Annotated in this window: 22 protein-coding genes; 15 read left to right on the forward strand and 7 right to left on the reverse strand. The window is 33.6% G+C overall.

The annotated features are described in order from the left end of the window. The first annotated feature begins 94 nt into the window (after positions 1-94). Positions 95-3535 carry a methylmalonyl-CoA mutase family protein gene (locus tag H600_RS0112425; protein WP_026729085.1) on the forward strand — a complete coding sequence of 1147 codons (3441 nt, stop codon included), beginning with the start codon at positions 95-97 and terminating at the stop codon, positions 3533-3535. Between the two features lie 380 nt (positions 3536-3915). On the opposite strand, the gene H600_RS0112430 is transcribed toward H600_RS0112425, so the two are convergent. Then, positions 3916-4302, reverse strand: coding sequence for a tetratricopeptide repeat protein (locus H600_RS0112430; protein WP_026729086.1), 387 nt, complete (start codon positions 4300-4302; stop codon positions 3916-3918). A gap of 275 nt (positions 4303-4577) precedes the next feature. On the opposite strand from H600_RS0112430, the gene H600_RS22545 reads away from it, so the two are divergent. Further along, positions 4578-5045: a type ISP restriction/modification enzyme C-terminal domain-containing protein gene (locus H600_RS22545; RefSeq protein WP_051234421.1), complete on the forward strand. Its 468-nt coding sequence runs from the start codon at positions 4578-4580 to the stop codon at positions 5043-5045. Positions 5046-5102: 57 nt separating this feature from the next. Here the strand turns inward: H600_RS22545 and H600_RS0112445 are convergent, their stop codons facing one another. The 4 genes from H600_RS0112445 to H600_RS0112460 form a co-directional block, all read right to left on the reverse strand. Beyond that, positions 5103-5489: a hypothetical protein gene (locus H600_RS0112445; RefSeq protein WP_026729087.1), complete on the reverse strand. Its 387-nt coding sequence runs from the start codon at positions 5487-5489 to the stop codon at positions 5103-5105. Positions 5490-5860: 371 nt separating this feature from the next. Further along, positions 5861-6265, reverse strand: a complete 405-nt coding sequence (locus H600_RS0112450; protein WP_026729088.1) for a T9SS type A sorting domain-containing protein — start codon at positions 6263-6265, stop codon at positions 5861-5863. A gap of 352 nt (positions 6266-6617) precedes the next feature. Next, entirely contained in the window at positions 6618-7019 is a 402-nt protein-coding gene (locus tag H600_RS0112455; RefSeq protein WP_026729089.1) for a DUF3244 domain-containing protein, read from the reverse strand. 492 nt (positions 7020-7511) lie between these two features. Continuing rightward, positions 7512-7913 carry a T9SS type A sorting domain-containing protein gene (locus H600_RS0112460; RefSeq protein WP_026729090.1) on the reverse strand — a complete coding sequence of 134 codons (402 nt, stop codon included), beginning with the start codon at positions 7911-7913 and terminating at the stop codon, positions 7512-7514. A gap of 451 nt (positions 7914-8364) precedes the next feature. On the opposite strand from H600_RS0112460, the gene H600_RS0112465 reads away from it, so the two are divergent. The 3 genes from H600_RS0112465 (at position 8365) to H600_RS0112480 (ending at position 10916) form a co-directional block, all read left to right on the forward strand. Further along, a complete protein-coding gene (locus H600_RS0112465) occupies positions 8365-9237 on the forward strand; it encodes an AraC family transcriptional regulator (RefSeq protein ID WP_026729091.1) in 873 nt (290 codons plus the stop codon). A 195-nt stretch (positions 9238-9432) separates the two neighbouring features. Beyond that, on the forward strand, positions 9433-10302 hold the full coding sequence (locus tag H600_RS0112470; protein WP_026729092.1) for an alpha/beta hydrolase: 870 nt from the start codon (positions 9433-9435) through the stop codon (positions 10300-10302). An 86-nt stretch (positions 10303-10388) separates the two neighbouring features. After that, a complete protein-coding gene (locus tag H600_RS0112480) occupies positions 10389-10916 on the forward strand; it encodes a hypothetical protein (RefSeq protein ID WP_035108626.1) in 528 nt (175 codons plus the stop codon). Positions 10917-10987: 71 nt separating this feature from the next. Here H600_RS0112480 and H600_RS0112485 read toward each other — a convergent pair whose 3' ends face one another. Beyond that, complete coding sequence (locus H600_RS0112485; protein WP_026729094.1) at positions 10988-11962, reverse strand: TerC family protein; 975 nt, start codon at positions 11960-11962, stop codon at positions 10988-10990. A gap of 297 nt (positions 11963-12259) precedes the next feature. Beyond that, positions 12260-13276 carry a glutamine synthetase beta-grasp domain-containing protein gene (locus H600_RS0112490; protein ID WP_026729095.1) on the reverse strand — a complete coding sequence of 339 codons (1017 nt, stop codon included), beginning with the start codon at positions 13274-13276 and terminating at the stop codon, positions 12260-12262. A 427-nt stretch (positions 13277-13703) separates the two neighbouring features. On the opposite strand from H600_RS0112490, the gene H600_RS0112495 reads away from it, so the two are divergent. The 10 genes from H600_RS0112495 to H600_RS0112550 all read left to right on the forward strand — a co-directional run bounded on the left by H600_RS0112495 (position 13704) and on the right by H600_RS0112550 (position 24397). Next, complete coding sequence (locus tag H600_RS0112495; protein WP_026729096.1) at positions 13704-15893, forward strand: glutamine synthetase III family protein; 2190 nt, start codon at positions 13704-13706, stop codon at positions 15891-15893. Positions 15894-16285: 392 nt separating this feature from the next. After that, positions 16286-16909, forward strand: a complete 624-nt coding sequence (locus H600_RS0112505; protein ID WP_026729098.1) for a hypothetical protein — start codon at positions 16286-16288, stop codon at positions 16907-16909. A gap of 65 nt (positions 16910-16974) precedes the next feature. Beyond that, the gene (locus H600_RS0112510; protein ID WP_026729099.1) at positions 16975-17463 is read left to right on the forward strand and encodes a hypothetical protein; all 489 of its coding nucleotides are present in this window, start codon (positions 16975-16977) and stop codon (positions 17461-17463) included. A 4-nt stretch (positions 17464-17467) separates the two neighbouring features. Further along, positions 17468-18205: a CsgE family curli-type amyloid fiber assembly protein gene (locus tag H600_RS22905; protein WP_157509919.1), complete on the forward strand. Its 738-nt coding sequence runs from the start codon at positions 17468-17470 to the stop codon at positions 18203-18205. 68 nt (positions 18206-18273) lie between these two features. Further along, the gene (locus H600_RS0112525; RefSeq protein ID WP_026729100.1) at positions 18274-18741 is read left to right on the forward strand and encodes a curli assembly protein CsgF; all 468 of its coding nucleotides are present in this window, start codon (positions 18274-18276) and stop codon (positions 18739-18741) included. A gap of 57 nt (positions 18742-18798) precedes the next feature. Continuing rightward, a complete protein-coding gene (locus H600_RS0112530) occupies positions 18799-20175 on the forward strand; it encodes a CsgG/HfaB family protein (protein ID WP_035108628.1) in 1377 nt (458 codons plus the stop codon). Positions 20176-20251: 76 nt separating this feature from the next. Beyond that, positions 20252-21730, forward strand: coding sequence for a carboxypeptidase-like regulatory domain-containing protein (locus H600_RS0112535; protein WP_026729102.1), 1479 nt, complete (start codon positions 20252-20254; stop codon positions 21728-21730). A gap of 190 nt (positions 21731-21920) precedes the next feature. Then, entirely contained in the window at positions 21921-23099 is a 1179-nt protein-coding gene (locus H600_RS0112540) for an AIR synthase related protein (protein ID WP_026729103.1), read from the forward strand. 95 nt (positions 23100-23194) lie between these two features. Next, complete coding sequence (locus H600_RS0112545; RefSeq protein ID WP_026729104.1) at positions 23195-23551, forward strand: hypothetical protein; 357 nt, start codon at positions 23195-23197, stop codon at positions 23549-23551. 237 nt (positions 23552-23788) lie between these two features. Then, complete coding sequence (locus tag H600_RS0112550; RefSeq protein WP_026729105.1) at positions 23789-24397, forward strand: GNAT family N-acetyltransferase; 609 nt, start codon at positions 23789-23791, stop codon at positions 24395-24397. Positions 24398-24442 lie beyond the last annotated feature (45 nt).

The raw sequence follows: 24442 nt of genomic DNA on the forward strand, positions 1-24442 counted from the left end.
CATTTTTCTTTTTTTTGTTAACATAAAGCTATTCTCTTAATCAAATATTAAAATAATTTGTACATTGGTCGCTTAAAATTATCATATTCATAAAATGGAACCACAAATACCATATATTCCTAAAAATAAAGTAAGAATTGTCACAGCCGCTTCGCTATTTGACGGACATGATGCCGCAATCAATATCATGCGCAGAATCATACAGTCAACCGGAGTTGAGGTGATACATTTAGGTCACGATCGAAGTGTAGAAGAAGTTGTAAATACCGCAATTCAAGAAGATGCCAATGCGATTGCAATGACATCCTACCAAGGTGGACATAACGAATACTTTAAATATATGTATGATTTGCTTCGCGAAAAAGGAGCAGGACATATTAAAATTTTTGGAGGCGGAGGCGGTGTAATTCTGCCAAGCGAAATTTCCGAATTGCATGAATATGGAATTACTCGAATTTATTCTCCAGATGACGGTCGTTCTTTAGGACTTCAAGGAATGATTAATGATTTGGTGCAACGTGCCGATTTTCCTATTGGAGATAAATTAAACGGAGAAATTGATCATATCGAAAATAAAGTTCCAATAGCAATTGCGCGTTTAATTTCAGCAGCTGAAAATTTCCCGGAAATTGCAAAACCAGTTTTTGATAAAATTCACGAAAGTAATTCCGATTCTAAAATTCCAGTTTTAGGAATTACAGGAACAGGAGGAGCAGGAAAATCTTCTTTAGTAGATGAATTGGTTCGCCGATTTTTAATTGATTTTCCAGAAAAAACAATCGGATTGATTTCTGTCGATCCTTCGAAGAGAAAAACCGGAGGAGCACTTTTAGGAGACAGAATCCGAATGAATGCTATCAATAATCCTCGCGTATATATGCGTTCGCTGGCAACACGTCAGTCGAATTTGGCTTTGTCTAAATATGTAGCCGAAGCAATTCAGGTTCTGAAAGCGGCAAAATACGATTTGATTATTCTGGAAACTTCAGGAATTGGACAGTCTGATACTGAGATTATGGATCATTCTGATGTATCCTTATATGTAATGACTCCAGAATTTGGAGCAGCAACACAATTGGAGAAAATCGACATGCTTGATTTTGCCGATTTAGTAGCGTTGAACAAATTCGATAAACGCGGCGCGCTTGATGCTTTGCGCGATGTAAAAAAACAATATCAAAGAAACCATAATCTTTGGGATAAAAATCCTGATGAAATGCCAGTTTTTGGAACGATTGCTTCACAGTTTAACGATCCAGGAATGAACACGCTTTATAAAGCGATTATGGATAAAGTGGTTGAAAAAACGGCTTCAGATTTGAAATCGACTTTTACCATTACGAAAGAAATGAGCGAGAAAATCTTCGTAATTCCACCAGGAAGGACACGTTATTTATCTGAAATTGCAGAGAATAACAGAAGTTATGATGAAACAGCGCTTTCGCAACAAAAAGTAGCACAGAAATTATACGGAATTTTCAAAACTATTGAATCAGTTTCTGGAAAAGTTCCTCAAATAAATAAAGCTGGAATCGACGATTCTACAGTTTTACCAAGCGGTATTGCAGAACACGACGAAAACAGAATCTTTTTGAATCTTTTATTGAATCAATTCGATAAAGTAAAAATGGATTTAGATCCTTACAATTGGGAAATTATTCTGAATTGGGATGAAAAAGTAGCGAAATACAAAAATCCGGTTTACTCCTTTAAAGTTCGTGATAAAGAAATTAAGATTGCTACGCATTCTGAAAGTTTATCGCATTTACAGATTCCGAAAATTGCTTTGCCTAAATATGAAGGTTGGGGCGATATCCTGCGTTGGAATTTACAGGAGAATGTTCCTGGAGAATTTCCTTTTGCTTCAGGATTGTATCCGTTTAAGCGTGAAGGCGAAGATCCGTCAAGAATGTTTGCGGGCGAAGGCGGACCAGAAAGAACTAACAAGCGTTTTCATTATGTGAGTGCAGGAATGCCAGCAAAACGTCTTTCTACGGCTTTTGATAGCGTTACTTTATACGGAAACGATCCGGATTTGCGTCCGGATATTTACGGGAAAATTGGAAATGCGGGAGTTTCAATCTGCTGTTTGGATGATGCTAAAAAACTATATTCTGGTTTCGATTTGGTTCATGCTTTGACTTCGGTAAGTATGACGATTAATGGGCCTGCGCCAATGCTGTTAGGTTTCTTTATGAATGCGGCAATAGATCAGCAATGTGAGATTTACATCAAAGCCAATGATTTAGAAAAAGAAGTTGAAGCGAAAATCAACAAATTATACAAAGAAAAAGGAATCGAAAGACCAAGATACCAAGGCGATTTGCCAGACGGAAACAACGGTTTAGGATTAATGCTTTTAGGTGTAACCGGAGATGAGGTTTTGCCTTTGGAAGTTTATAACGAAATAAAAGTAAAAACGTTAGCTCAAGTTCGCGGAACAGTTCAGGCCGATATTTTAAAAGAAGATCAGGCGCAAAATACTTGTATTTTCTCAACTGAATTTGCACTTCGTTTAATGGGTGACGTTCAGGAATATTTCATTACTAAAAACGTTCGTAATTTCTATTCGGTTTCGATTTCAGGATATCATATTGCCGAGGCAGGAGCAAACCCAATTACGCAATTAGCGTTTACGCTTTCAAATGGTTTCACTTACGTAGAATATTATTTGAGCCGTGGTATGAACATCAACGATTTTGGACCGAATTTATCGTTCTTCTTCTCTAATGGAGTTGATCCTGAATATTCAGTTATTGGTCGTGTGGCGCGTAAAATTTGGGCAAAAGCCATGAAAAACAAATATGGAGCCAATGAAAGAGCGCAAATGCTGAAATATCATATTCAGACTTCCGGACGTTCGTTACACGCGCAAGAAATTGATTTTAACGATATTAGAACGACTTTGCAAGCTTTGTACGCGATTTATGACAACTGTAATTCATTGCATACCAACGCTTACGACGAAGCGATTACAACACCAACAGAAGAATCTGTACGTCGTGCAATGGCAATTCAGCTGATCATCAATAAAGAATTAGGTTTGGCGAAAAACGAAAATCCAATTCAAGGTTCGTTCATCATCGAAGAATTAACCGATTTAGTTGAAGCTGCAGTTCTTCAAGAATTCGACAGAATTACAGAAAGAGGAGGAGTTCTAGGTGCAATGGAAACCATGTACCAAAGATCTAAAATTCAGGAAGAAAGTTTGTATTACGAAACTTTAAAACACAATGGCGATTTCCCAATTGTGGGTGTAAATACCTTTTTGAGTTCAAAAGGCTCGCCAACGGTAATTCCGGCTGAGGTTATTCGTGCAACGGAAGAAGAAAAGCAATATCAAATTACGATGCTGGATAACTTGCATAATTTCCACGAAGCAAAAGTAAATGAGCATTTAAATACATTACAGCAAGCCGCTATTAAAAACGAAAACTTATTCGATCATTTAATGGAAGCTACAAAGGTTTGTTCTTTGGGTCAGATTACTTCAGCGTTGTTTGAGGTTGGTGGGCAGTATAGAAGGAATATGTAAGTTTTTTTACTTGTAGATTTATGGAAAAACCTCTCATGTGAATGAGAGGTTTTTTTGGTTTGTAAATTTTATCATTTTCCCTCGCTCGCGCCAGCAACAAAAAATCCAATTATCAAATATAACCCGTGGTTTCAACCACGGGGACACAATACGAGCAAGACAAAATTACGTTCCCGTGGTTGAAACCACGGGCTATGTTTATGCCATTTTGAAATAGAAAGAATGAAAATCACCTATAAAACAATAAAACATCATAAAGTTTGTCATTTCTCTCCCGAAGCCTCGCGATCAAAACGACAAGATTGTGCCAAAACTCCAAATATTAAAATAGAAAAACCTCTCATTTCGGAGAGGTTTATATTTATATTCAGAAGCTTAATCTAAACTTTCTTTTTTACTGTTCCTTTCGATTTCCGCTTCAGCTTTTCAATTATAGCATTCGCTTTCTCGTCTTGGCAAATGAATCGCAGTGATTCTGCGTAGCGGTAATAATATTCAGGTTCCAAATCAGATGTCATAGCAAATAATTGATCGTACCATGTGGCCGCTTTTTCGAGTTTGTTGTGTTGGTAAGAGGAGTCTCCTAATTTTTGAAATAAGTCTACCGACTTATAGCCTTTTGCGGCGATTTTTTCGTAGGTTTTAATAACATCAACATAAGCATATTTGTCACTTACTTTGTCAGTTATATACACGGTTTCATTTTGAGCGGCTGCACGAAATGAAAAAACAATCAATAATACTAAAACAAGAAGTTTTTTTTGCATAAGTATTAGTTTAAAAGATTGGTTTTGTTAGTCATTTTTTTTCTCAGTAATTTTAATCGTGTACTCTCAATTCGTCTTGCAAATATATCTAAATCAATGATATAACGTGTAAATGGTCTGTTTTTTTTCTCATTTAGTCGATTTTTTAAGATGAATGTGCGAAATGATTTACGATTATTTTTTATAACGTTTTTAGAATTTAAAAATTATAATGAAGACAATTTTATTTTTGAAAATATATCGTCTAACTTTATGATTACTAAAATGATAGGTTTATGATAATTCGGAAATATTTGGATCAAATAAATAATTGGCATCGAAAACAAAGCGAAATGGAAACTTTAGATTTAACCGAATTAGAAAATCTCATTTCAAAAAATGCAGTAAATAGGAGTAAAGACTATTTTACGCTTGAAAGTCTTTTTCAAAAAACTGCTAAAGATGAAATTACAATAATTCCAGAAATCATAAATTTAATTTCAAAACATATTGGTTTATTGTTTTTGAATGAAGAAGAAACTGGAAATGTTTGTTTTTCAAATAATGCTGATTTGCGTCCAGAATTCAGACAAAGTTTTAGAATCGTGGATTTGCTCGATTTTAGTTTTGCAATTTTGTATTCATCGATTTATGACGAAAGCGTTAAAAATGAAATGCAAAAAATTCCGATCCCGCGTGATGCCGATTTATTTTGGAAAATAGTTCAAATAGGAAATGATTTCCGGAAAGAAAAAAAAATATAAAATAAAAAAAGCAGCTCCTGGAACGAGCTGCTTTATTTTTGTTGGGGACAAAAAGGGTTAGCGACGGAAAGAAGGACTTTGGTTAACAGTTTCATCTAACTTTACGGCCTTCACTTTTTTGGTTGCAACTTTAATTTCGTGTTTTGCAATTTTACCATTCTCAGTTACTTCTAAAACATAAGTTCCGGCTGGATGACCTTCTAAACTTATTGTTTTTGAAACTTCTAATTTATTTACAGCAGATTCTCCTGAGTAAACTAAATTATGGTTTTCGTCATAAATTGAAAAAGAAGAATTTTCAACGGTGTCAAGAGTAAAGCTTACCACTTTTCCGTTTCCAGTAACTATATTCAAAATATAATCACCTTTTCCTTTACTTGCGTAGGTAAAAATTGCTGATAGGAGCAAGGCTGCAATCAAGCCCATTTTGGAAAATTTTGTCATGTTTTTTTTAAATTGTTTTTTTAAATTAATATTAACTAGTGGCTCGGTAAAATTATAAAAGAAATTTAATTTTCTGTAAAAAAAAGCCGTTTTCAAACGGTTAAGTTGCTGAATTAAAGATGTTTCTATAATTTTCTTACAGTATATACGAAATATTCAACGTCTTGGATGTTTTATTGTGGATTTTTTTAAAAGTGTAAAAATCAGACTTTTAAATTTATTAGGAAATGTTTTCCAAAAAAAGCGAGATCAAAAAAATAGTTCAGTTTAGAGCAAAAAAAAACAGCTCAATAACCACAAAGAGCTGTTGTAAAACAATCACGTTTTTACTAACTATCTAACCTTATACTTTTATGAGAAGTATAACTTTTTTAGCGTACTGCTACGCTAGTATTTTTAGCAGATCCTGCTTTATAAATTGTAGAAACTGCTTTTGATGATAAAACAGATGTTTCATCAGTAACAATAATTTCGTGTTTTACCTTTTTTGTACTGTCTTCAACTTCTAAATAGTATTTTCCTTCTGGAAACTGTTCTAAGCTAAAAGTTCTAAGAATTCCTTCTTTACCTGAAGCACTTTCAGAATAAATCAATTCACCGTTTTTGTCGTAAATAGCCACATTAGCTTTTTTTACCTGATTTAGAGCAAAAGTGATCACTTTTCCATTTCCTTTCAAAACGTGAACATTCAAATTGTCATTCCCGTCAATTGCAAAAGCATTGCTTGTTGCGAAAAGTACTGCACATACTAAACTTAATTTTAAAATCTTTTTCATAATCTTAGTTATTAAATTAATAGTTCTAATTCTCTGATGTAAAATTACTTCAACATGGGGTAATTGAGCACAACTCTATTTGCCAATTTCTATGCTATATTCTCATTTACGAAACCGTTATAGGTTAAAATTTGAATTATATTTATCATTTTTACAAAAACACAGATTATTTTTCAATGTTTTAGTTAATCTTAAAATAACAATTTCTTAAGAATTAACTGAAATAAAATCAGTTAATTAAAAACGTTGCAATAAAAAAAAACAGCTCCTTTACCACAAAGAGCTGTTTTTCAAATAGCTAAATTTTAGCATGATCTTATTACCAATTTTTTATACCTATATAGGTGTAAGTTTAGCGTACTGCCACGCTAGAGTTTTTATTAAATCCTGATTTGTAAACTGACGAAACCGCTTTTCTTGATAAAACCGAAGCATCATCTGTAATTGTGATTTCATGTTTCACTTTTTTTACATTGTCTTCCACTTCTAAATAATAAGTTCCTTTTGGGAATTCTTCTAAATTAAAAGTTCTCAAAATACCTTCTTTACCAGAAGCGCTTTCTGAATAAAGTATAGTTCCATCTTTGTCATAAATGGTAACGTTGGCTTTTTTTACTTGATTAAGTGCAAACGTGATTAGTTTACCATTTGTTTTTAATACATGAAGATTAAAATCTTCATTCCCGCCAATTGCAAAAGTGCTAAATCCTGTGAAAAGCACTGCACCTACTAAACTTAATTTTAAATTTTTCATAGCATTAGTTTTTTTAGATTAATAGTTCTAATTCTCTGATGCTAAATTACTTACGTTATATTGGTTATTGCACAACTCTATTTGCTGATTTATGTGTTATATTCTCATTTACGAAACCGTTATAGGTTAAATTTTGAATTTAATTTAATGATTTTGTTAATTGGGTAATTATTTTTTAAAGTTTTCGTGATTTTGACTTTGCATTGAATTGATGATTTGTTTACAAAGCAAACGTATTTAACCGCAAAGGGTGCAAAGAAAAAAACGCAATCCCGATAGCGATCGAGTGCAAAGCTTTAAACGAAAACTTAGAATCTTAGCATCTTAGCATCTTAGCATCTTAGCATCTCAGAACCGTAGTATCTATAAAAAAATAAAAAGCAAAAAAAAAACAGCTCAATAACCACAAAGAGCTGTTTCTAAAACCTGACGGTTTTTAAACTTTACTAACTATCTAACCTCATTTTTATACTGTGTTCGAGTATAACTTTTTTAGCGTACTGCTACGCTAGTATTTTTTGCATCAGTTTTGTATACTGTTGAAATTGCTTTTGTTGATATTATTGAAGCATCTTCAGTAACAGTAATGATGTGTTGAATTTTTTTAGTTCCGTCTTGAACTTCTAAAAGGTAAGATCCTTCTGGAAATTCTTCTAAATTGAAAGTTCTTAAGATACCATCTTTTCCAGATGCATTTTCAGAATACAATATTGTACCTTCTTTATCGTAAATAGATATTGTCGCTTTTTTTGTTTGGTTTAATGCGAAGGTTACAGTTCTTCCATTTCCTTTTAATACGTGAAGACCAAATTCTCCTTCACCATTGATTGCATAAGTACTAAAACTTGATAACAATACTGCTACTACTAAACTTAATTTTAAAATCGTTTTCATATTTCTCTATGTTTAAATTTTTAGTTCATTTTTCTGATGTAAAATTACTGCAACAGTAGCTTTTTGAACACAACTCTATTTTCCTATTTATATGCTATATTCTCATTTACGAAACCGATATAGGTTAAAATTTGAATAATTATAGGTGTTTTTGTTAATTAGGTTACTATTTTCTAACATTTTGATAAAGTGATGATATGTTAAAAAGTTCTGTTTTTCTTACATAAATTATATTTTTATATAAAAAAGCGGTTTTAAATACGATATTCAAAAAAAAATACGAATAAAAAAATCAGACCCTAAAAAAAATGGCATTTTGCTGTGAAATCAATAGGGGTGATTTGTGGTTTTTTATGAAAAATCCTCAGTTACGAAACCGTTATAGGTTAAAATTTAAATTATTTTAGGTGTTTTTGTTAAATTTGCTATTATTTTTTAAAGACAATATATCATGAAAACAGTCGCCCCAGCTCTTGAAGTGATATCAAACTCATACGGAAGTTCTTTTTCCTATACCAAGCATGCCGAAAAGACCAACAGTAAAGCCCATTTGTGGCATTATCATCCTGAAATTGAGTTGGTTTATATAAACGGAGGTGCGGGAAAAAGACAAATAGGAAGCCATGTTTCTTATTACACGAACGGAGATTTGATATTAATTGGTGCTAATTTGCCACATTGCGGTTTTACGAATGAACAAACAGGAAATAAAAAAGAAACTGTTATTCATATCAAACCGGAATTTTTAGCAAATGATTTTTTTGTTGCTCCCGAAATGAAAAGGGTGCAAAATATTATCAATCAGTCAAAAACTGGAATCGCTTTTAATGGCGAAACCAAAAAACAGATAGGCAAAAAAATCGAAATGATGGAGCACCAGCTTCCGTTTGAGCGCTTGTTGACACTTTTGAGTATTTTGGATGAGTTAGAATCATCAGATGAATATACGGTTTTAAATGCTGACGGCTTTTCGTTGGAATTGCAGAATCAAGACAATGATCGAATGAATTTGATTTTTAATTATGTGAAAGATCATTTTCAGGAATCAATCGCTATTGATGAAATTTCAAATTTGGTTAGCATGACAACGCCGTCGTTTTGTAGATATTTCAAGAAAATTTCGAACAAAACATTTACAGAGTTTGTAAACGAATATCGTTTGGTACACGCTTCAAAGCTTTTGGCCGAAAAGCAAATTAGTATTAATGAAGTTTGTTATGAAAGTGGTTTTAATAATTTCAGCCATTTCAGTAAATCGTTCAAACAATACACAGGAAAAAGCGCTTCACAATACCGTTTAGAGCATAAAATTATTATTAGTTAGTGTTTTTTGCACTCCCGATAGCTATCGGGATTCATAGATTAAAATGATTAATCTTAAAAAATCATTTAATCTGTGGCAAATAAAATACATATACAATATTTCTTAAATCCGATTAGCAAATGCTAGTCGGATTTTTCATATATTTTATTTTGAAAAAGGTATATTTACATTCCCTAATCAGAAAATAAAATAAAAATGAAAAGAATTAAGATGCTGTTAGCTGCTTTTTTGATCTGCATGTCAACCTTGACGTATGCGGCAAAAGTAGATACATTACAAGTTGCCAGTACCGCTATGAGCAAAACCTACAAAGCAGCGGTTGTTTTACCTAATAGTTATGCCAAAAGCAAAGCCGCTTTTCCGGTAATGTATCTTTTGCATGGCGCTTACGGACATTTTAGTGACTGGTTGAAAAACACACCAAACAAAAAATTAGTTCAAAATTTATCAGATCAATACAATATGATTATTGTAATGCCTGAAGGCGAAGTTTTCAGCTTTTATTTAGATAGTCCGGTAAACAAAGAAAGCCAGTTTGAAACTTTTATAACGCAAGAAGTTGTTCAAAAGGTTGATAAAACCTACCGAACCATCAGTAATAAAAGCGGGAGAGTAATCACGGGACTTTCAATGGGAGGTCATGGCGCTTTGTATCTTTCTGCAAAACACCCCGATTTATTTTGCGCAGCCGGAAGTATGAGTGGAGCTGTTGATATGAGCACAATGCTTAATCGAGATTCGGCGGCACAGGTGGTAAAGTTGATGCAACCCGTTTTTGGTGATAAAAGTGGCAGTACCGAAATGTACGAGCAATATGCGGTAATGAATATGCTCGATAAAATAAAAGCAAACAAATTGCCGTTGATAATAGATTGTGGCGTTGATGATTTTTTGATTGAGCCAAACAGAGAATTACACCGAAGATTGGTTTACAACAAAGTAGACCACGATTATACAGAACGTCCTGGCGCGCATACTTGGGATTATTGGGAGAATTCACTGCCATATCATGCATTATTTTTCAATAAAATATTCCTTAAAAATCAAACTGTTGCAAAAAAATAATTAGAAATTTTATTCAAAAACCAGTTTAACAAAATTTTTGGTTTGGTTTTTGGAATGCTTTTATAAACTTTAAAAAACAAAATATTATGAAAAAGATACTTACGTTATTCGCCATTGTTGGGTTAATTGCTTTTACAAGCTGTGAAGGGCCAGAAGGGCCTCCGGGACTTCCAGGAGAAAGCGCGAACGAAGTTTTTGAAATACTCAACAAGGATTTCGGATATAATAATACTGATGGGTTTAATATTTCAGGAACATTTAATCCCTTAATTGGTGATGCTTCCACAGTTTTAGTCTATAGGTTAGTTGGTACAATAGATGCTAATACTCCTATATGGCAATTAATTCCAAGAACAATCTATTTGTCTAATAATCGTGAGGTGGATTATGATTATGATTTCAGTAGAGAAGATTTTAAAATTTATGTAAGAGGAAATTATGATTTAGAGACAACAGCTGCTGATTTTTTAGATAATCAAACTTTTAGAATTGTTATTATACCGGGATCATTTTCAAATAAATCGGTAAATAAACCTGATTATTCAGATTATTATGCTGTGATTGCTAAGTATGGTATAGATGACAGTAATGTGAAAAAGATCACAACAAAATAAAAAATAGCATTGTGTCATAAAAAAAGGAAATCTTACGATTTCCTTTTTTTATGACATTTTGTTTTCAAACATTATTGTTGTTCAGAATCTGAATCAGTAAGTATTTTTTCTTTTCCGAATTTAAGAGAAACCAAAATTCCAACTAAAAGTGATAATGCGATAAATCCTAAAGAAGCCCATTCTGGAACATGAAACCAATCGTGCAGCAACATTTTTAATCCTACGAAAGCTAAAATCGCAACTAAGCTGTATTCCAAATAACTGAATTTTGCCAACATATTTGCCAAGAAGAAATACATAGAACGCAATCCAAGAATAGCAAAAATATTAGAACTGAATACTAAAAACGGATCTGATGTAATCGCTAAAATCGCCGGAACGCTATCAACGGCAAACAAAACGTCCATCACTTCAATTACGATCAAAGCAACGAATAATGGAGTAGCGGCTTTTTTTCCTTTTTCAGTTAAAATGAAAAATTTCTCATGATCCATGTGGGAAGTTATCGGAATAACTTTTCCTAATAGTTTATATATAAAGGAGTCTTTTGGGTGAAAATCTTCATCTTCTCCTGAAAACAACATTTTTAAGGCAGTAAAAATCAAGAACGCACCAAATAAATACGTTGTCCAAGTAAATTTATTAATCAACATAACTCCGAAGAAAATCATCAATCCTCGGAAAACTATTGCTCCTAATATTCCCCAAAACAATACTCGGTGCTGGTATTTTTGCGGAATTTTGAATGAAGCAAAAATAATCGCAATGACGAAAATGTTGTCAACACTTAAAGAGAGTTCGATTAAATAACCCGTAATGAACTTCATAGCGGCTACAGAAGGCTCAAGTTTGTCAGGGTTTGCGATATAATTGGTTGTGTATAGCCAATAAATTACACCTGAAAACAAAAAAGATAAGGTCACCCAAATCAAAGTCCATTTGCTGGCTTCTTTAGTGCTAATAATATGTGGTGTTTTGTTGAAGACTCCAAGGTCTAAAGCAAGGATAAAAACTACAGCAAGTAAAAAGAGGGACCAGACTATCATAAATTATTTTTTTTAAATGATATACAAAGATAAGTTTTGAACTTTAACTTAAAAATTAAATTTAGTTTTAAAATTAAGGAATATTTGTTATTTGTAAAGTGTTAAGAGTTATAAAGTTATGCGTTTTTAAGGTTTTGCAATAGTAAAATTTCAGGTTGAAAAGGGATGAATTGTGCTATTGCTGGGAAACTTTGTCAAAGTTTTAAACTTTAACAAGGACTGGGTGCGTGAGATTTTAGATAAAAAAAAGTGCCAACAATTACGATGGCACTTTTATAATATATTGTAAGCTCTGAATTATAGCGCTGATTTAACAGTTTTGATAATTCTTGCAGCAATTTTGTAAGGGTCTCCGTTTGAAGCTGGTCTTCTGTCTTCTAACCAACCTTTCCAACCTTTTTGAACAGTCATTAAAGGAATTCTGATAGAACATCCTCTGTCTGAAACTCCATAAGAGAAATCGTTGATAGAAGCAGTTTCGTGTTTACCAGTTAAACGTTGCTCGTTGTAAGCTCCGTAAACCGCAATGTGCTCTTTAGTAACTGGACGGAAAGCCTCACAGATTTTCTCATAAGTTTCTTGAGAACCACAAGTTCTAAGAACATTGTTAGAGAAGTTAGCGTGCATTCCAGAACCATTCCAGTCTGTATCTCCTAGAGGTTTAGGGTGATATTCGATATAGTAACCATATTTCTCAGTTAAACGGTCTAATAAGTAACGAGCAACCCAGATTTCGTCTCCTGCTTTTTTAGCACCTTTAGCGAATAATTGGAATTCCCATTGTCCGCAAGCAACCTCTTGGTTGATTCCTTCAAAGTTGATTCCTGCAGCGATACATAAATCAGCGTGTTCTTCAACTAATTTTCTACCGTGTGTATTTTTTCCACCTACTGAACAGTAGTACATCCCTTGTGGCGCAGGGTATCCTCCAACTGGGAATCCAAGTGGAAGTTGTGTTTTTGTGTCCATGATGAAATACTCTTGTTCGAAACCAAACCAGAAATCATCATCTTCATCATCAATTGTGGCTCTTCCGTTAGAAGGGTGTGGAGTTCCGTCAGCGTACATAACTTCAGACATTACTAACCATCCATTGATACGAGTTGGATCTGGATAGATTGCAACTGGAACCAATAAACAATCAGAAGATCCGCCTTCAGCTTGTTTTGTTGACGAACCATCGAATGACCAATTTCCAAGTTCTTCTAATGTTCCTTTGAAATTTTCGTGCTCTTCAACTTTAGTTTTACTTCTAAGATTTTGAGTTGGTTCGTATCCGTCTAACCAAATGTACTCTAACTTAATTTTAGCCATAATAATATAAATTTATTTTTTTTGTTTTTTCGCTGGGTCAAATATAGATTTATTTTTTTACTCCTAAAAATTAGGGGGCTATTTTGTTTTGCAGAGTATAATTTTTTGGAGAAGCGCAATTTTGGCAGGGGTATATTTTAAAAAAAGCAATTTTATATACGTATAAAAAGCAAATTCGTAATAATTAAGGGCTATTTTTGAATTTTTAAGTTAAGGAATTATGAAAAAATGTTTATTTAATCGAGAATACTGCTGTTTTTTGTTATATTTCTTCAAATGCTTTTGCTTATTCTCTGAAAAAAGCATGATGTGTTGAGAATTTGTAGTTCAAAAAACTGAAATTTATATTCTCAACAGGCACTTTTATTGTTTATATTTGTTCCTCATTTTTTAATGAAAATTAGTACGAATTAAAACTTTACATACCATGTCAACATTACGTTTCCAAGCTTTACATGAAGCTTCCAACAGAAAGCCGGTGCACTTTGAAGAAATTGACCGAAAATCAAATCTTTTCGGTTCGAATGTGTTTAATGAAAAAGCGATGAAGCAATATTTGACTTCGGATGCTTTTAAGGGAGTAAGAGATGCTATTCAGCATGGAACTAAAATAGAAAGAAAATTGGCTGATTATATCGCCATGGGAATGAAAGAATGGGCCTTGGCAAAAGGTGTTACACATTATACACACTGGTTTCAGCCACTTACGGGAACAACTGCAGAAAAACACGATGCCTTTTTTGAAACATCATATGATGGGAGTGATCCTGTAGAGAAATTTGGCGGCGCTCAATTGGTACAACAAGAACCAGACGCATCAAGTTTCCCAAATGGTGGCATCAGAAACACTTTTGAAGCAAGAGGTTATACTGCTTGGGATCCAACTTCGCCAGCCTTTATATATGGTACAACTTTATGTATCCCAACTGTATTTATTGCCTATACGGGTGAAGCTTTGGATAATAAAATACCTTTATTAAGAGCATTATCTGCAATTGACGAAGCGGCGACAGAAGTTTGCAAATATTTTGACAAAAACGTAAAAAAAGTAACTGCTACTTTAGGATGGGAGCAAGAGTATTTTTTAATTGACAAAGCTTTGGCAAATTCTCGTCCTGATTTGATGATGACCGGTAGAACTTTGTTAGGGCATACATCAGCAAAAGGACAACAATTAGACGATCATTATTTTGGATCTATTCCAACTCGCGCGCTTACTTATATGAGAGATTTAGAGCAGGAATGTATGTTATTGGGTATTCCGGTAAAAACACGTCATAATGAAGTTGCGCCAAATCAATTTGAATTGGCTCCAATTTTTGAAGAAACTAATTTAGCGGTTGACCACAACTCATTATTAATGGATGTAATGCAGAGAGTGGCAGAGCGTCATGACTTTAAAGTATTGTTTCACGAAAAACCATTTAAGGGAGTAAATGGTTCTGGAAAGCACAATAACTGGTCATTAGCAACAGATACTGGAGTTAATTTGTTGAGTCCGAGCAAAACGCCAATGAGCAATTTACAGTTTTTGACTTTCTTTATTAATACCATAAAAGCGGTAAATGATAACGAAACTTTATTAAGAGCATCAATCGCAACAGCAAGCAATGACCACAGGTTAGGAGCAAACGAAGCACCGCCAGCAATTATGTCGGTTTTTATTGGAGCGCAGCTGACAAAAGTTTTATCTGAATTAGAAAGTGTTACAACCGGAAAACTTTCGCCAGAAGAAAAAACAGATTTGAAATTAAATGTTGTTGGTAAAATTCCAGACGTATTATTAGATAATACTGACAGAAACAGAACTTCGCCTTTTGCTTTTACAGGAAACAAATTTGAGTTTAGAGCTGTTGGTTCAAATTCAAACTGTTCAAATGCAATGACAACTTTGAATGCGATTGTTGCAAAACAATTAATTGATTTTAAAAATGAAGTTGAAAACCTGATCGAATCAAAAGACATGAAAAAAGATGATGCCATCTTTAATGTCTTAAGAGAATATATCAAACAGTCTAAAAAGATTCTTTTTGAAGGCGATGGTTATAGTGAAGCTTGGGAAAAAGAAGCGGCAAAAAGAGGTTTGAGTAATTTTAAAACGACTCCAGAAGCGATTAAAGCAAAAGTTTCAAAACAAGCTTTGACTTTATTTGAAGAGTTAGGAATCTTTAACCACGTTGAAGCGGAAGCGCGCTACGAAATTGAATTAGAAGAATACACTAAGAAAATCCAAATTGAAGGAAGAGTTTTAGGCGATATTGCAAGAAATCATGTAATTCCGACTGCGATTCGTTACCAAAATACATTGATTGAAAATGTAAAAGGATTAAAAGAAATCTTCGGAAAAGAATTTGAAACGATTGCCAAAGAGCAAATTACTTTAATAAAAGAAATTTCAGGACATATTGAAGGAATCAATTCTAAAGTGTTGGCAATGACTAACGAAAGAAAAAAGGCCAATCAATTGACGGATGCCCAAAAAATGGCTGAAGCGTATTGCAATAAAGTGAAACCTTATTTTGAAGATATTCGAAATCACTGTGATAAGCTAGAATTATTGGTAGACGATGAAAGCTGGACTTTGACCAAATACAGAGAACTATTGTTTACTAAATAACATTCTCAAAACATTTAGATAAAGCCTGTCTTAAAAAAGACAGGCTTTTTTGTGAATATGTTAAAATAACTGCTTTTCTAGCATTTTATTAACTTTTGTTTAGGTATATATGTAAAGAAAATGTAACAGCTAAGTTTTTTCTTACTAACTAAAAAAATAAAAACGGCAGTTCATCGAGATAGTTTCACAGTTCATCGAAAAGAGGTTAAGTTCTTGTAAAATACGTATTTATACCTGTTTTGATTTTCGATAAGTTTTCTAATTTTGGAAAAGAAATCGAGAAATAACCCCAAATTTTCGCTTGAGATTTCATTAAAATTGCCCAAATTTTTTTCCCCCAAATTACAACCTGCATAATAATTTGTATTAATAACCAATTAAATATATTTATTATGAAAAAAGTAATTTTAAGCATCTCCGCGATGCTGTTTGTAGGTGTTGCATTTGCGCAAAACAATAACAGTGATGTAGATCAAGCTGGTTTATTAAATGGTGCATTAGTAGTTCAAGTTGGTGAAGACAACATGTCTGATGTTGACCAAGTTGGTATTGCAAACGTTGCTATTGTTGGGCAATATGGAGAGGATAATGAATCTACAGTTCTTCAATTAGGGGCAGGAAATCTTGCTGTTGTAACTCAAATCGGAGATGACAATGATTCAAATATTTTCCAAGGATTTTGGGTTGGAAATCAAGCTTATGTAACTCAGTTTGGAGCAGATAACTCTTCTGATATTTTCCAACTAGGTGATTTCAATACAGCTTCTTCAACTCAAGTGGGCTGGTTGAATAATCAATCAACAATTCAGGTAGGATTTGGAAACGATGCTTCTACTGAACAATACGGAATATTCAATAATGCTTCGACAGTTCAAGCAGGATTGTTCAACGATTCTAGTATTCAACAATATGGTATCGCTAACTTTGCAGCTACAGCACAATTTGGATGGGGCCATGACAGCACTGTTACTCAAATTGGAGCACTTAACGGAAGCTTAGTAATCCAATCTAACTAAAACAAACCAGAAAAAGGAAGGACTTGATATAATCAGTTCTTCCTTTTTTTATTATTTCAAAAATTATGAAAGCTATTGTAATCTTATTTTTTCTTTTTACAGGAATTATATTCTCACAATCAATTGATGGGAATATAAGTGATTATGTTATAGCTATGAATGAATCAAACAATCGCAATCAAAACCAGAATACCAATCAATATATTATAAGTCATAATATAGTCAAAATTGCACAAATTGGCAACTTCAATCAGGCCAATTTAACTATTATCAGCAACAATGCTTATGTAACTGCAGAGCAAACTGGTAATAACAACTACATGAATGTCTACAAAAAAGCAGACGAAATAAATCAATCCTATATACAGTCAGGTAATAATAATTATATAAGTGATGTTTCATCGTCATCATACTCTCGAGGAGTCGAATCGATGAAAGTCAATCAGGAAGGCAATAATTTAACGGTTTTCAGTACAGGATCAAATTCAATATCCAGGGATATGATCATTAATCAGTCTGGAAATTCAGGTACAATTTACGTATTCAATCGCTAGAATCATGAAAAAGTATCTACACATAATTGTGGCATCTTTTTGTATTTTTTTTTCTGAAAACGGATTTTCTCAAGCCGAGTATAATAAAGAGGTAAAAGCGAAAATTGAAGTTAAAGAAATTGAGAATTTATTATTTATAACCGGAACTGCAGAAAATTTAAAATCAGAGTTCAAGAATATTTCATATAAACTAAGTGTATTCAAAAAAAACAAATTGAATTCAAATAAATCAACTAATGCGCAAGATGGAAGAGTGACACTCGAACCTATTCAAAGAGTTGAATTGTCGAAAACACAAATCAACTATACCAAACAGGACGAAGTGATTGTAATGTTGCTCATTTATGATGAAAAAAATGCCATAATTGGCAAGGATCGAATTGTTTTTAATGAAGAAACAGAATCAGACGCAGGAAAATCTTTCCCTGTTGACGGTATCGAAATGGTAGGGATTGTAGCCAATGATACTAAAACAAAATTGGGGAATGATTACTATGATATGTTTTATGCACAATATTCGAAACTGAAAGTTCATACTACTAAAATCGTAAAGGTTCAGGAAGAACTGACTTTTGGGCGCACAACCAAGATTACAATATTAGTAGATAGTGATATTATAGAGGAGTTTATTTCACGTCCTGATGAAGATTTTTTAAAATACATGGCTGATACAGCGGCTCAAAAGCTATTCAAATATTTTAAAGATCTGGAAAAGCAAAACAAAATGATTACTCAATATTAAAATTCAGAATTGAGTACATTTTTCGATAAAGCGTTTACTATTTAATGTTCAAACTAAAAAGTATCTATATGAAAACTATAGCATTACTCGTTTGCTTGTTCGGTTTTAGTACAATATCAATTGCACAAAACCTTCAATATAAAGCGGCAAACCCAAATTTTGGAGGCGATACTTTCAATTATCCGTGGCTCCTTAGTTCTGCTCAGGCTCAGAATGATTATAAGGAAGACACAAATTCGCAGTACAAACAGCAGACAGATTTGGAACGTTTTAAAAGTAATTTGAATAATCAATTACTAAACAGGCTTTCAAATTCATTATTTGAAAATCAGTTTGGAAGCAGTACTGGGACAGGAACAGGAACGGGAACAGGAACAGGAACTGGTACCGGAACAGGAAACGGTTCTCTTTCGCCAGGCACATATGTTTTTGGATCATTGTCGGTTGACATTTACCATTCTAATTTAGGATTGGTAGTAGATGTTTTGGATACAGATACGGGTGAGCAGACACAAGTAATTCTTCCGGGGCAATAAATTTTAAGTGCCCGAGTAAAAAGTAAGGTTCATGTATTATTGTAAATAATTGAGATTATGAATAAAAGTCCCCTTTTTCTATTTTTATTAATTTGCCTATTCTCAGGATGTGGAGCATATTTTAATCAGCCAGTTGGAGTGCAGAAAGCGGTATATGGAGAAAATACTCCTGCTACAGCCAAATTAGTTGAAATGCCAAAGCCAAAAGAGCAGGTAGTTGTAGGTGTATATAAATTTAAAGACCAGACAGGACAGTACAAGCCAACTGAACTGGGAAGCACTTTTAGTACTGCTGTTACACAAGGAGCTACATCTATTTTAATAAAAGCCTTGCAGGACTCAAAATGGTTTATACCAATTGAGCGCGAAAATCTGGGGAATCTTTTAAATGAACGAAACATTATTCGCTCAACACGCCAGGAATATGCTTCGAAAACAGAACCTAATGAAGCTGTTTTAACACCGCTTCTATTTGCGGGAGTTTTGCTCGAAGGTGGAATTATTTCCTACGACACTAATATTATTACGGGTGGTTTTGGAGCTCGATATTTTGGTGCTGGTGGTTCAACTCAATACAGACAAGACAGGGTGACAGTGTATTTGAGATTAGTTTCGACTTCAAACGGAAAAATCTTAAATACGGTTTATGTTTCTAAAACTATTTTGTCACAAAGTATTGACGCCAGTTTATTCAGATATGTCAATTTAAACAGACTTTTGGAGGTTGAAACTGGTTTTACCCGAAATGAACCAATTCAGATGGCGGTCACAGAAGCAATTGAAAAAGCTGTTGAAGGGCTTATTGTTGACGGAATCAAAGACAAGCTTTGGGAAGTAAATGCGCCTCAAAAACAAATCGATGATTTTGTAGCTGAATATGACAAAGAGAAAAATGAAGCTGATTTGGCACAATTATACAATAGAAATTTAAGTGAAAACAGAAGAGGAAGATTTGGAATAGAAGCAAGTATAGGTACTGCAATTATGCAAGGTGATTATCCAGACCCAAAACCAATGGGGATGATAAGAGGAGCAATGAAGTTTTTTTTCTCGCCTACGTTCAATTTAAGTGCTTCATCAAATGCTTTTCAAGTGGCAAATCGGAATTATATGGATTACGGTTATCTGTCTTTAGATTTGAACTTGGAATGCAACATATTGCCCCGGGACGTTTTTACTCCTTTTGTTTTTGCCGGAACTGGATTTGAATTCGATCATCATCGCGAAAACTTTCATAGCAAAGTACAGTTTGGAGCCGGAGTTGAATATCTCGTTTCGCCACGCGTCGGACTTAAAGCATATGGAGAATTCAATGTGGCATTCAGTGATAATGTCGATCATCTGGTCGCTGGAGTGCGGGACGATTATTTTTATAGGATAGGTTTTGGAATGACGTATTACTTCCCAAAAAGTAATAATTACAAGAAAAAATAGGCAGCTTTTTAATCTTTAATAATCGATAATTAAAGAATTAAGTTTCAATAATAAGTTTAATAAAACTCAGTCTCAAATGAAAATAGGATTAAAAATTTTAGCGTGCTTTTTTCTTTTAATTTCTTGTAGCGAAGAGCAACTGGATCAAACAGGAACAGGTTCTATAAAGGGAAGGGTTGTTGATGTGCGTACTTACACAGGAATCGAAAATGCTCGTGTATCTTCAAACCCAACAACGAGCACAGTTTATACCGATAAAGATGGCTACTTTAAAATTGACAAAGTACCCTCAGGAAAATATGCTTTCCAGGCTCAAAAAGATGGTTTTATCGCTAGATTTGTGCCCGCTACAATTGAAAAAGATATTGAAATTGAAGTGATTTTTGAGTTGGAAGTATCTACAGCAACTAATAAACCGCCAGAAATTCCTGTACTTACGGCACCTGCAGATAATGCTATTGGTCAAGCTTTAAGTCTTGATTTGACTTGGACTGCCAAAGATCCAGAAGGAGATCCTCTGACGTATACAGTTACCGTTAAAAATGGAACTACAGATGAAGTAAAAACGTATTCTGATCTTAAAACAACAACTTTAAATATTAAAGATTTAAGTTTTAGTACCAAATATTACTGGCAAGTAACAGTTGATGACGGAATCAACAAGCCGATCAATAGTGCGACAAATTCCTTTAGAACATTGGCTTTCCCGAATCCAAGGTATATGTATGTGAAAAAGATAAAAAACAACAATGTGATTTTTACTGCTGATGAAGCAGGAAATGAACTTCAGTTGTCATCTGCCGAAGTAAACAGTTTCCGCCCAAGAAAAAATTTAAGCATAAATAGAATAGCATATATAAGTACTGATGGCTCTTTGAATCAAATTTTTAGTATGAATCCTGACGGTACAGATGTGAGAAAGATTACCAATTTTGTGCCTATAGCCGGTTTCAATATGGATAATGTGAGTTATTCTTGGAGCACAAACGGAAGTCAATTAATTTATCCGAATTTTGATAAACTTTATCGAATAAATGCTGATGGATCTGGTTTGATACAATTGTTTAAAACGCCAAATGGCAAATTTATTTCAGAATGCGAATGGAGCCGTGACGGAAGCCAGATTATCTTAAAAGTAAATGATGTTTCAGGTTATAGCGTCGAAATTTATGCAATCGATATGAGCGGAACTGTTTTGTATACAGTGCTGTCTGGAGTAACTGGAGGCGCAAGCGGAATTGATATTTCGATTGATAATAAAAGAGTGGTGTACACCAGAGATGTCTCTGGATTTGAAAATGCAGATTATAGACGACTAGATTCTAGAATATTTATTTACACCGTTGCTACAAATACATCAGCAGAATTGGCAACAAATAAAGAAAATGGATTTAATGATCTTGATGTGAAATTTTCACCAAATGAAGCAAAAGTCATTTTTGTAAATACCTCAAATGATGGACTTTCGCCTAAAAATATTCAGACCGTCAGCACCACAGACGACAGTACAAGAACAACTTTATTCCAAAATGCATATATGCCTGATTGGAAATAAAAATATCATAATCTTCGAATAATTCTGATGTCTAAAAATCGGCAGTGTTCTCGCTGTCGATTTTTTTTATGAAATGAATAATCGTAATGCAGAAGATTAAGTTCGAATAAAATCTAATTTTAAATTGGTATAAACCCAAGAATTAAAAAATCTAATTATCTTTGCACGACATCAACACAAACTAAGTTTCATGAGTTCAGATTCTAGCAAAAGGTACGCACAAAGAGGTGTTTCGGCATCAAAAGAAGACGTACACAACGCCATAAAAAATATTGATAAAGGTTTATTTCCGCAGGCATTCTGCAAAATTGTTCCTGATTATCTAACCCAAGATGCAGAACATTGCTTGATTATGCACGCTGACGGCGCAGGTACAAAATCGTCATTGGCATATATGTATTGGAAAGAAACCGGAGATCTTTCTGTTTGGAAAGGAATCGCTCAAGATGCATTAATCATGAATATTGATGATTTATTATGTGTTGGAGCTACAGATAATATCTTGCTTTCATCAACAATCGGAAGAAATAAAAATTTAATTCCTGCTGAGGTGATTTCAGCAATCATCAATGGAACGGAAGAATTAATCAACGAATTAAAATCTTTTGGCGTAACCATTCATTCAACAGGTGGAGAAACTGCCGATGTTGGAGATGTTGTACGTACCATTATTGTTGACTCGACAGTAACTGCAAGAATGAAACGCAGTGATGTTGTGGATAATGCAAATATTAAAGCTGGTGACGTAATTGTTGGTTTGGCTTCTTTTGGTCAGGCAACTTATGAAAAAGGATATAACGGCGGAATGGGAAGTAACGGACTTACTTCTGCTCGTCACGATGTTTTCGGAAAATATTTGGCTAAAAAATACCCAGAAAGCTACGACGCAGCAGTTCCAGACGAATTAATTTACTCCGGACAAGTTAATTTAACTGATGAAGTAGAGAACAGTCCAATCAACGCGGGTCAATTAGTGCTTTCGCCAACAAGAACTTACGCACCAATCATCAAGAAAATTTTAGATAAATACACTCCAGAAGATATTCACGGAATGGTACACTGTAGCGGTGGTGCACAAACTAAAATTTTGCATTTTGTAAAAGATTTACATATTATAAAAGATAATTTATTTCCAGTTCCGCCATTGTTCAAATTAATTCAAGAGCAATCAAAAACAGACTGGAAAGAAATGTATCAAGTTTTCAATTGTGGGCACAGAATGGAGCTTTATGTTCCAGAAAATATCGCACAAGATATTATTGAAATCTCAAAATCATTTAATGTCGATGCACAAATCGTAGGTAGAGTAGAAGCTTCAGATTCTAAAAAACTTACTATTACAAGTGAATACGGAACATTCGAATATTAAAAAAAAAAAAATCAACCCTATGGGTAATATAAGGTCATTTAATAAAAAACTAAATTGAACTTATATTACTTATAGGGTAAAAAAAATACTTCATTATGTACGAATTACTTTTTTGGAAATATTTAGACGAAATTTATCTTAACAATCAAGAAGTTTATGAAGCTCTTGTTGAAAAAGAAGAAGTAGAAGGTCTGGCTGTTCTTCAAATAGATGTAATCGTAAATAGAATAAATTCGGTTTTTTCTGAATGGGAGAGAGTGGATGAAAACAGTTGGAAAAATCCAAAAGGCAGAGGTGCTTTTCAAGTAATTGCAACTCCTCAAAGTATAAAAATCGACTGTTATGGTACCGAAGGAAAAACCATGAATAAATTGGTTGAAGTTATGGAAGAGTTCAAATGCCCGCTTTATGATCCTCAAGTTCCAGAGCGTTACGATGAAATGAGTGAGTAATTTTTTGAAAAGAATTATAGACTTTAGAAAATAATAGCAGAAAAGTAAAGTCCCTAATGGGACTTTTTTTATTAAGACAATTTTTTAGTTGCCAGTATTTTATTCCTATCGGAGTATACAGATAAGAATAAATATCTCGTAGAGATTATATGTTGGTAGATAAAAAACATTGACAGTTTATTATATGTCCCGTAGGGACTTTATATGCGAAAAATCATTTAATAACCAAAACGAATTATGGATAAAACATCAAATTTCAATTTCACAAATACTATTATTTTAGAAGATGATTTCGTTTTATTGCGTCCGCTTCAAGAATCAGATGTTGAAAATCTGTTGGAAATTTCAATCAACGAACCAGAAACATGGAAATATTCCCTAGTTGGTGCTGAAGGAAAAGAAAATTTGATCAACTACATTCAATTGGCAATCAAAGCAAGAGAATCAAAAAAAGAATTTCCCTTTATTGTTTTCGATAAAAAATCTCAAAAATACGCAGGTTCTACACGTTTTTATGACATCAATCTTGAATTTCAAACACTGCAATTAGGTTACACTTGGTACGGCTCTGCTTTTAGAGGCACCGGACTAAACAAACATTGTAAATTTCTTTTGTTCCAATTTGCCTTCGAAACTTTAGGTATGGAACGTGTCGAGCTTCGTGCTGATAATAACAATGAGCGCAGTATTGCAGCAATGAAAAGCATTGGCTGTAAAGTTGAAGGCATTTTAAGAAGTAATATGCCAACTCGTGACAGTGATATGCGCCGTGACTCTATCATATTAAGCATTCTTAAAAACGAATGGTTTGCTGAGGTGAAAGAGAATCTAAAGAATAAACTTTAGCTAAATAAGTTTCATATATAAAAGATTGAACTTTATTTAGTTAAA

Origin of the sequence: Flavobacterium denitrificans DSM 15936 (genome assembly GCF_000425445.1) — a bacterium.
Lineage (GTDB): Bacteria > Bacteroidota > Bacteroidia > Flavobacteriales > Flavobacteriaceae > Flavobacterium > Flavobacterium denitrificans.

Bases quoted from the DNA above. Each gene is read 5' to 3' on its own strand.
- H600_RS0112425 (WP_026729085.1), top strand. From the start codon at position 95: ATGGAACCACAAATACCATATATTCCTAAAAATAAAGTAAGAATTGTC.
- H600_RS0112430 (WP_026729086.1), bottom strand. From the start codon at position 4,302: ATGCAAAAAAAACTTCTTGTTTTAGTATTATTGATTGTTTTTTCATTT.
- H600_RS22545 (WP_051234421.1), top strand. From the start codon at position 4,578: ATGATAATTCGGAAATATTTGGATCAAATAAATAATTGGCATCGAAAA.
- H600_RS0112445 (WP_026729087.1), bottom strand. From the start codon at position 5,489: ATGACAAAATTTTCCAAAATGGGCTTGATTGCAGCCTTGCTCCTATCA.
- H600_RS0112450 (WP_026729088.1), bottom strand. From the start codon at position 6,265: ATGAAAAAGATTTTAAAATTAAGTTTAGTATGTGCAGTACTTTTCGCA.
- H600_RS0112455 (WP_026729089.1), bottom strand. From the start codon at position 7,019: ATGAAAAATTTAAAATTAAGTTTAGTAGGTGCAGTGCTTTTCACAGGA.
- H600_RS0112460 (WP_026729090.1), bottom strand. From the start codon at position 7,913: ATGAAAACGATTTTAAAATTAAGTTTAGTAGTAGCAGTATTGTTATCA.
- H600_RS0112465 (WP_026729091.1), top strand. From the start codon at position 8,365: ATGAAAACAGTCGCCCCAGCTCTTGAAGTGATATCAAACTCATACGGA.
- H600_RS0112470 (WP_026729092.1), top strand. From the start codon at position 9,433: ATGAAAAGAATTAAGATGCTGTTAGCTGCTTTTTTGATCTGCATGTCA.
- H600_RS0112480 (WP_035108626.1), top strand. From the start codon at position 10,389: ATGAAAAAGATACTTACGTTATTCGCCATTGTTGGGTTAATTGCTTTT.
- H600_RS0112485 (WP_026729094.1), bottom strand. From the start codon at position 11,962: ATGATAGTCTGGTCCCTCTTTTTACTTGCTGTAGTTTTTATCCTTGCT.
- H600_RS0112490 (WP_026729095.1), bottom strand. From the start codon at position 13,276: ATGGCTAAAATTAAGTTAGAGTACATTTGGTTAGACGGATACGAACCA.
- H600_RS0112495 (WP_026729096.1), top strand. From the start codon at position 13,704: ATGTCAACATTACGTTTCCAAGCTTTACATGAAGCTTCCAACAGAAAG.
- H600_RS0112505 (WP_026729098.1), top strand. From the start codon at position 16,286: ATGAAAAAAGTAATTTTAAGCATCTCCGCGATGCTGTTTGTAGGTGTT.
- H600_RS0112510 (WP_026729099.1), top strand. From the start codon at position 16,975: ATGAAAGCTATTGTAATCTTATTTTTTCTTTTTACAGGAATTATATTC.
- H600_RS22905 (WP_157509919.1), top strand. From the start codon at position 17,468: ATGAAAAAGTATCTACACATAATTGTGGCATCTTTTTGTATTTTTTTT.
- H600_RS0112525 (WP_026729100.1), top strand. From the start codon at position 18,274: ATGAAAACTATAGCATTACTCGTTTGCTTGTTCGGTTTTAGTACAATA.
- H600_RS0112530 (WP_035108628.1), top strand. From the start codon at position 18,799: ATGAATAAAAGTCCCCTTTTTCTATTTTTATTAATTTGCCTATTCTCA.
- H600_RS0112535 (WP_026729102.1), top strand. From the start codon at position 20,252: ATGAAAATAGGATTAAAAATTTTAGCGTGCTTTTTTCTTTTAATTTCT.
- H600_RS0112540 (WP_026729103.1), top strand. From the start codon at position 21,921: ATGAGTTCAGATTCTAGCAAAAGGTACGCACAAAGAGGTGTTTCGGCA.
- H600_RS0112545 (WP_026729104.1), top strand. From the start codon at position 23,195: ATGTACGAATTACTTTTTTGGAAATATTTAGACGAAATTTATCTTAAC.
- H600_RS0112550 (WP_026729105.1), top strand. From the start codon at position 23,789: ATGGATAAAACATCAAATTTCAATTTCACAAATACTATTATTTTAGAA.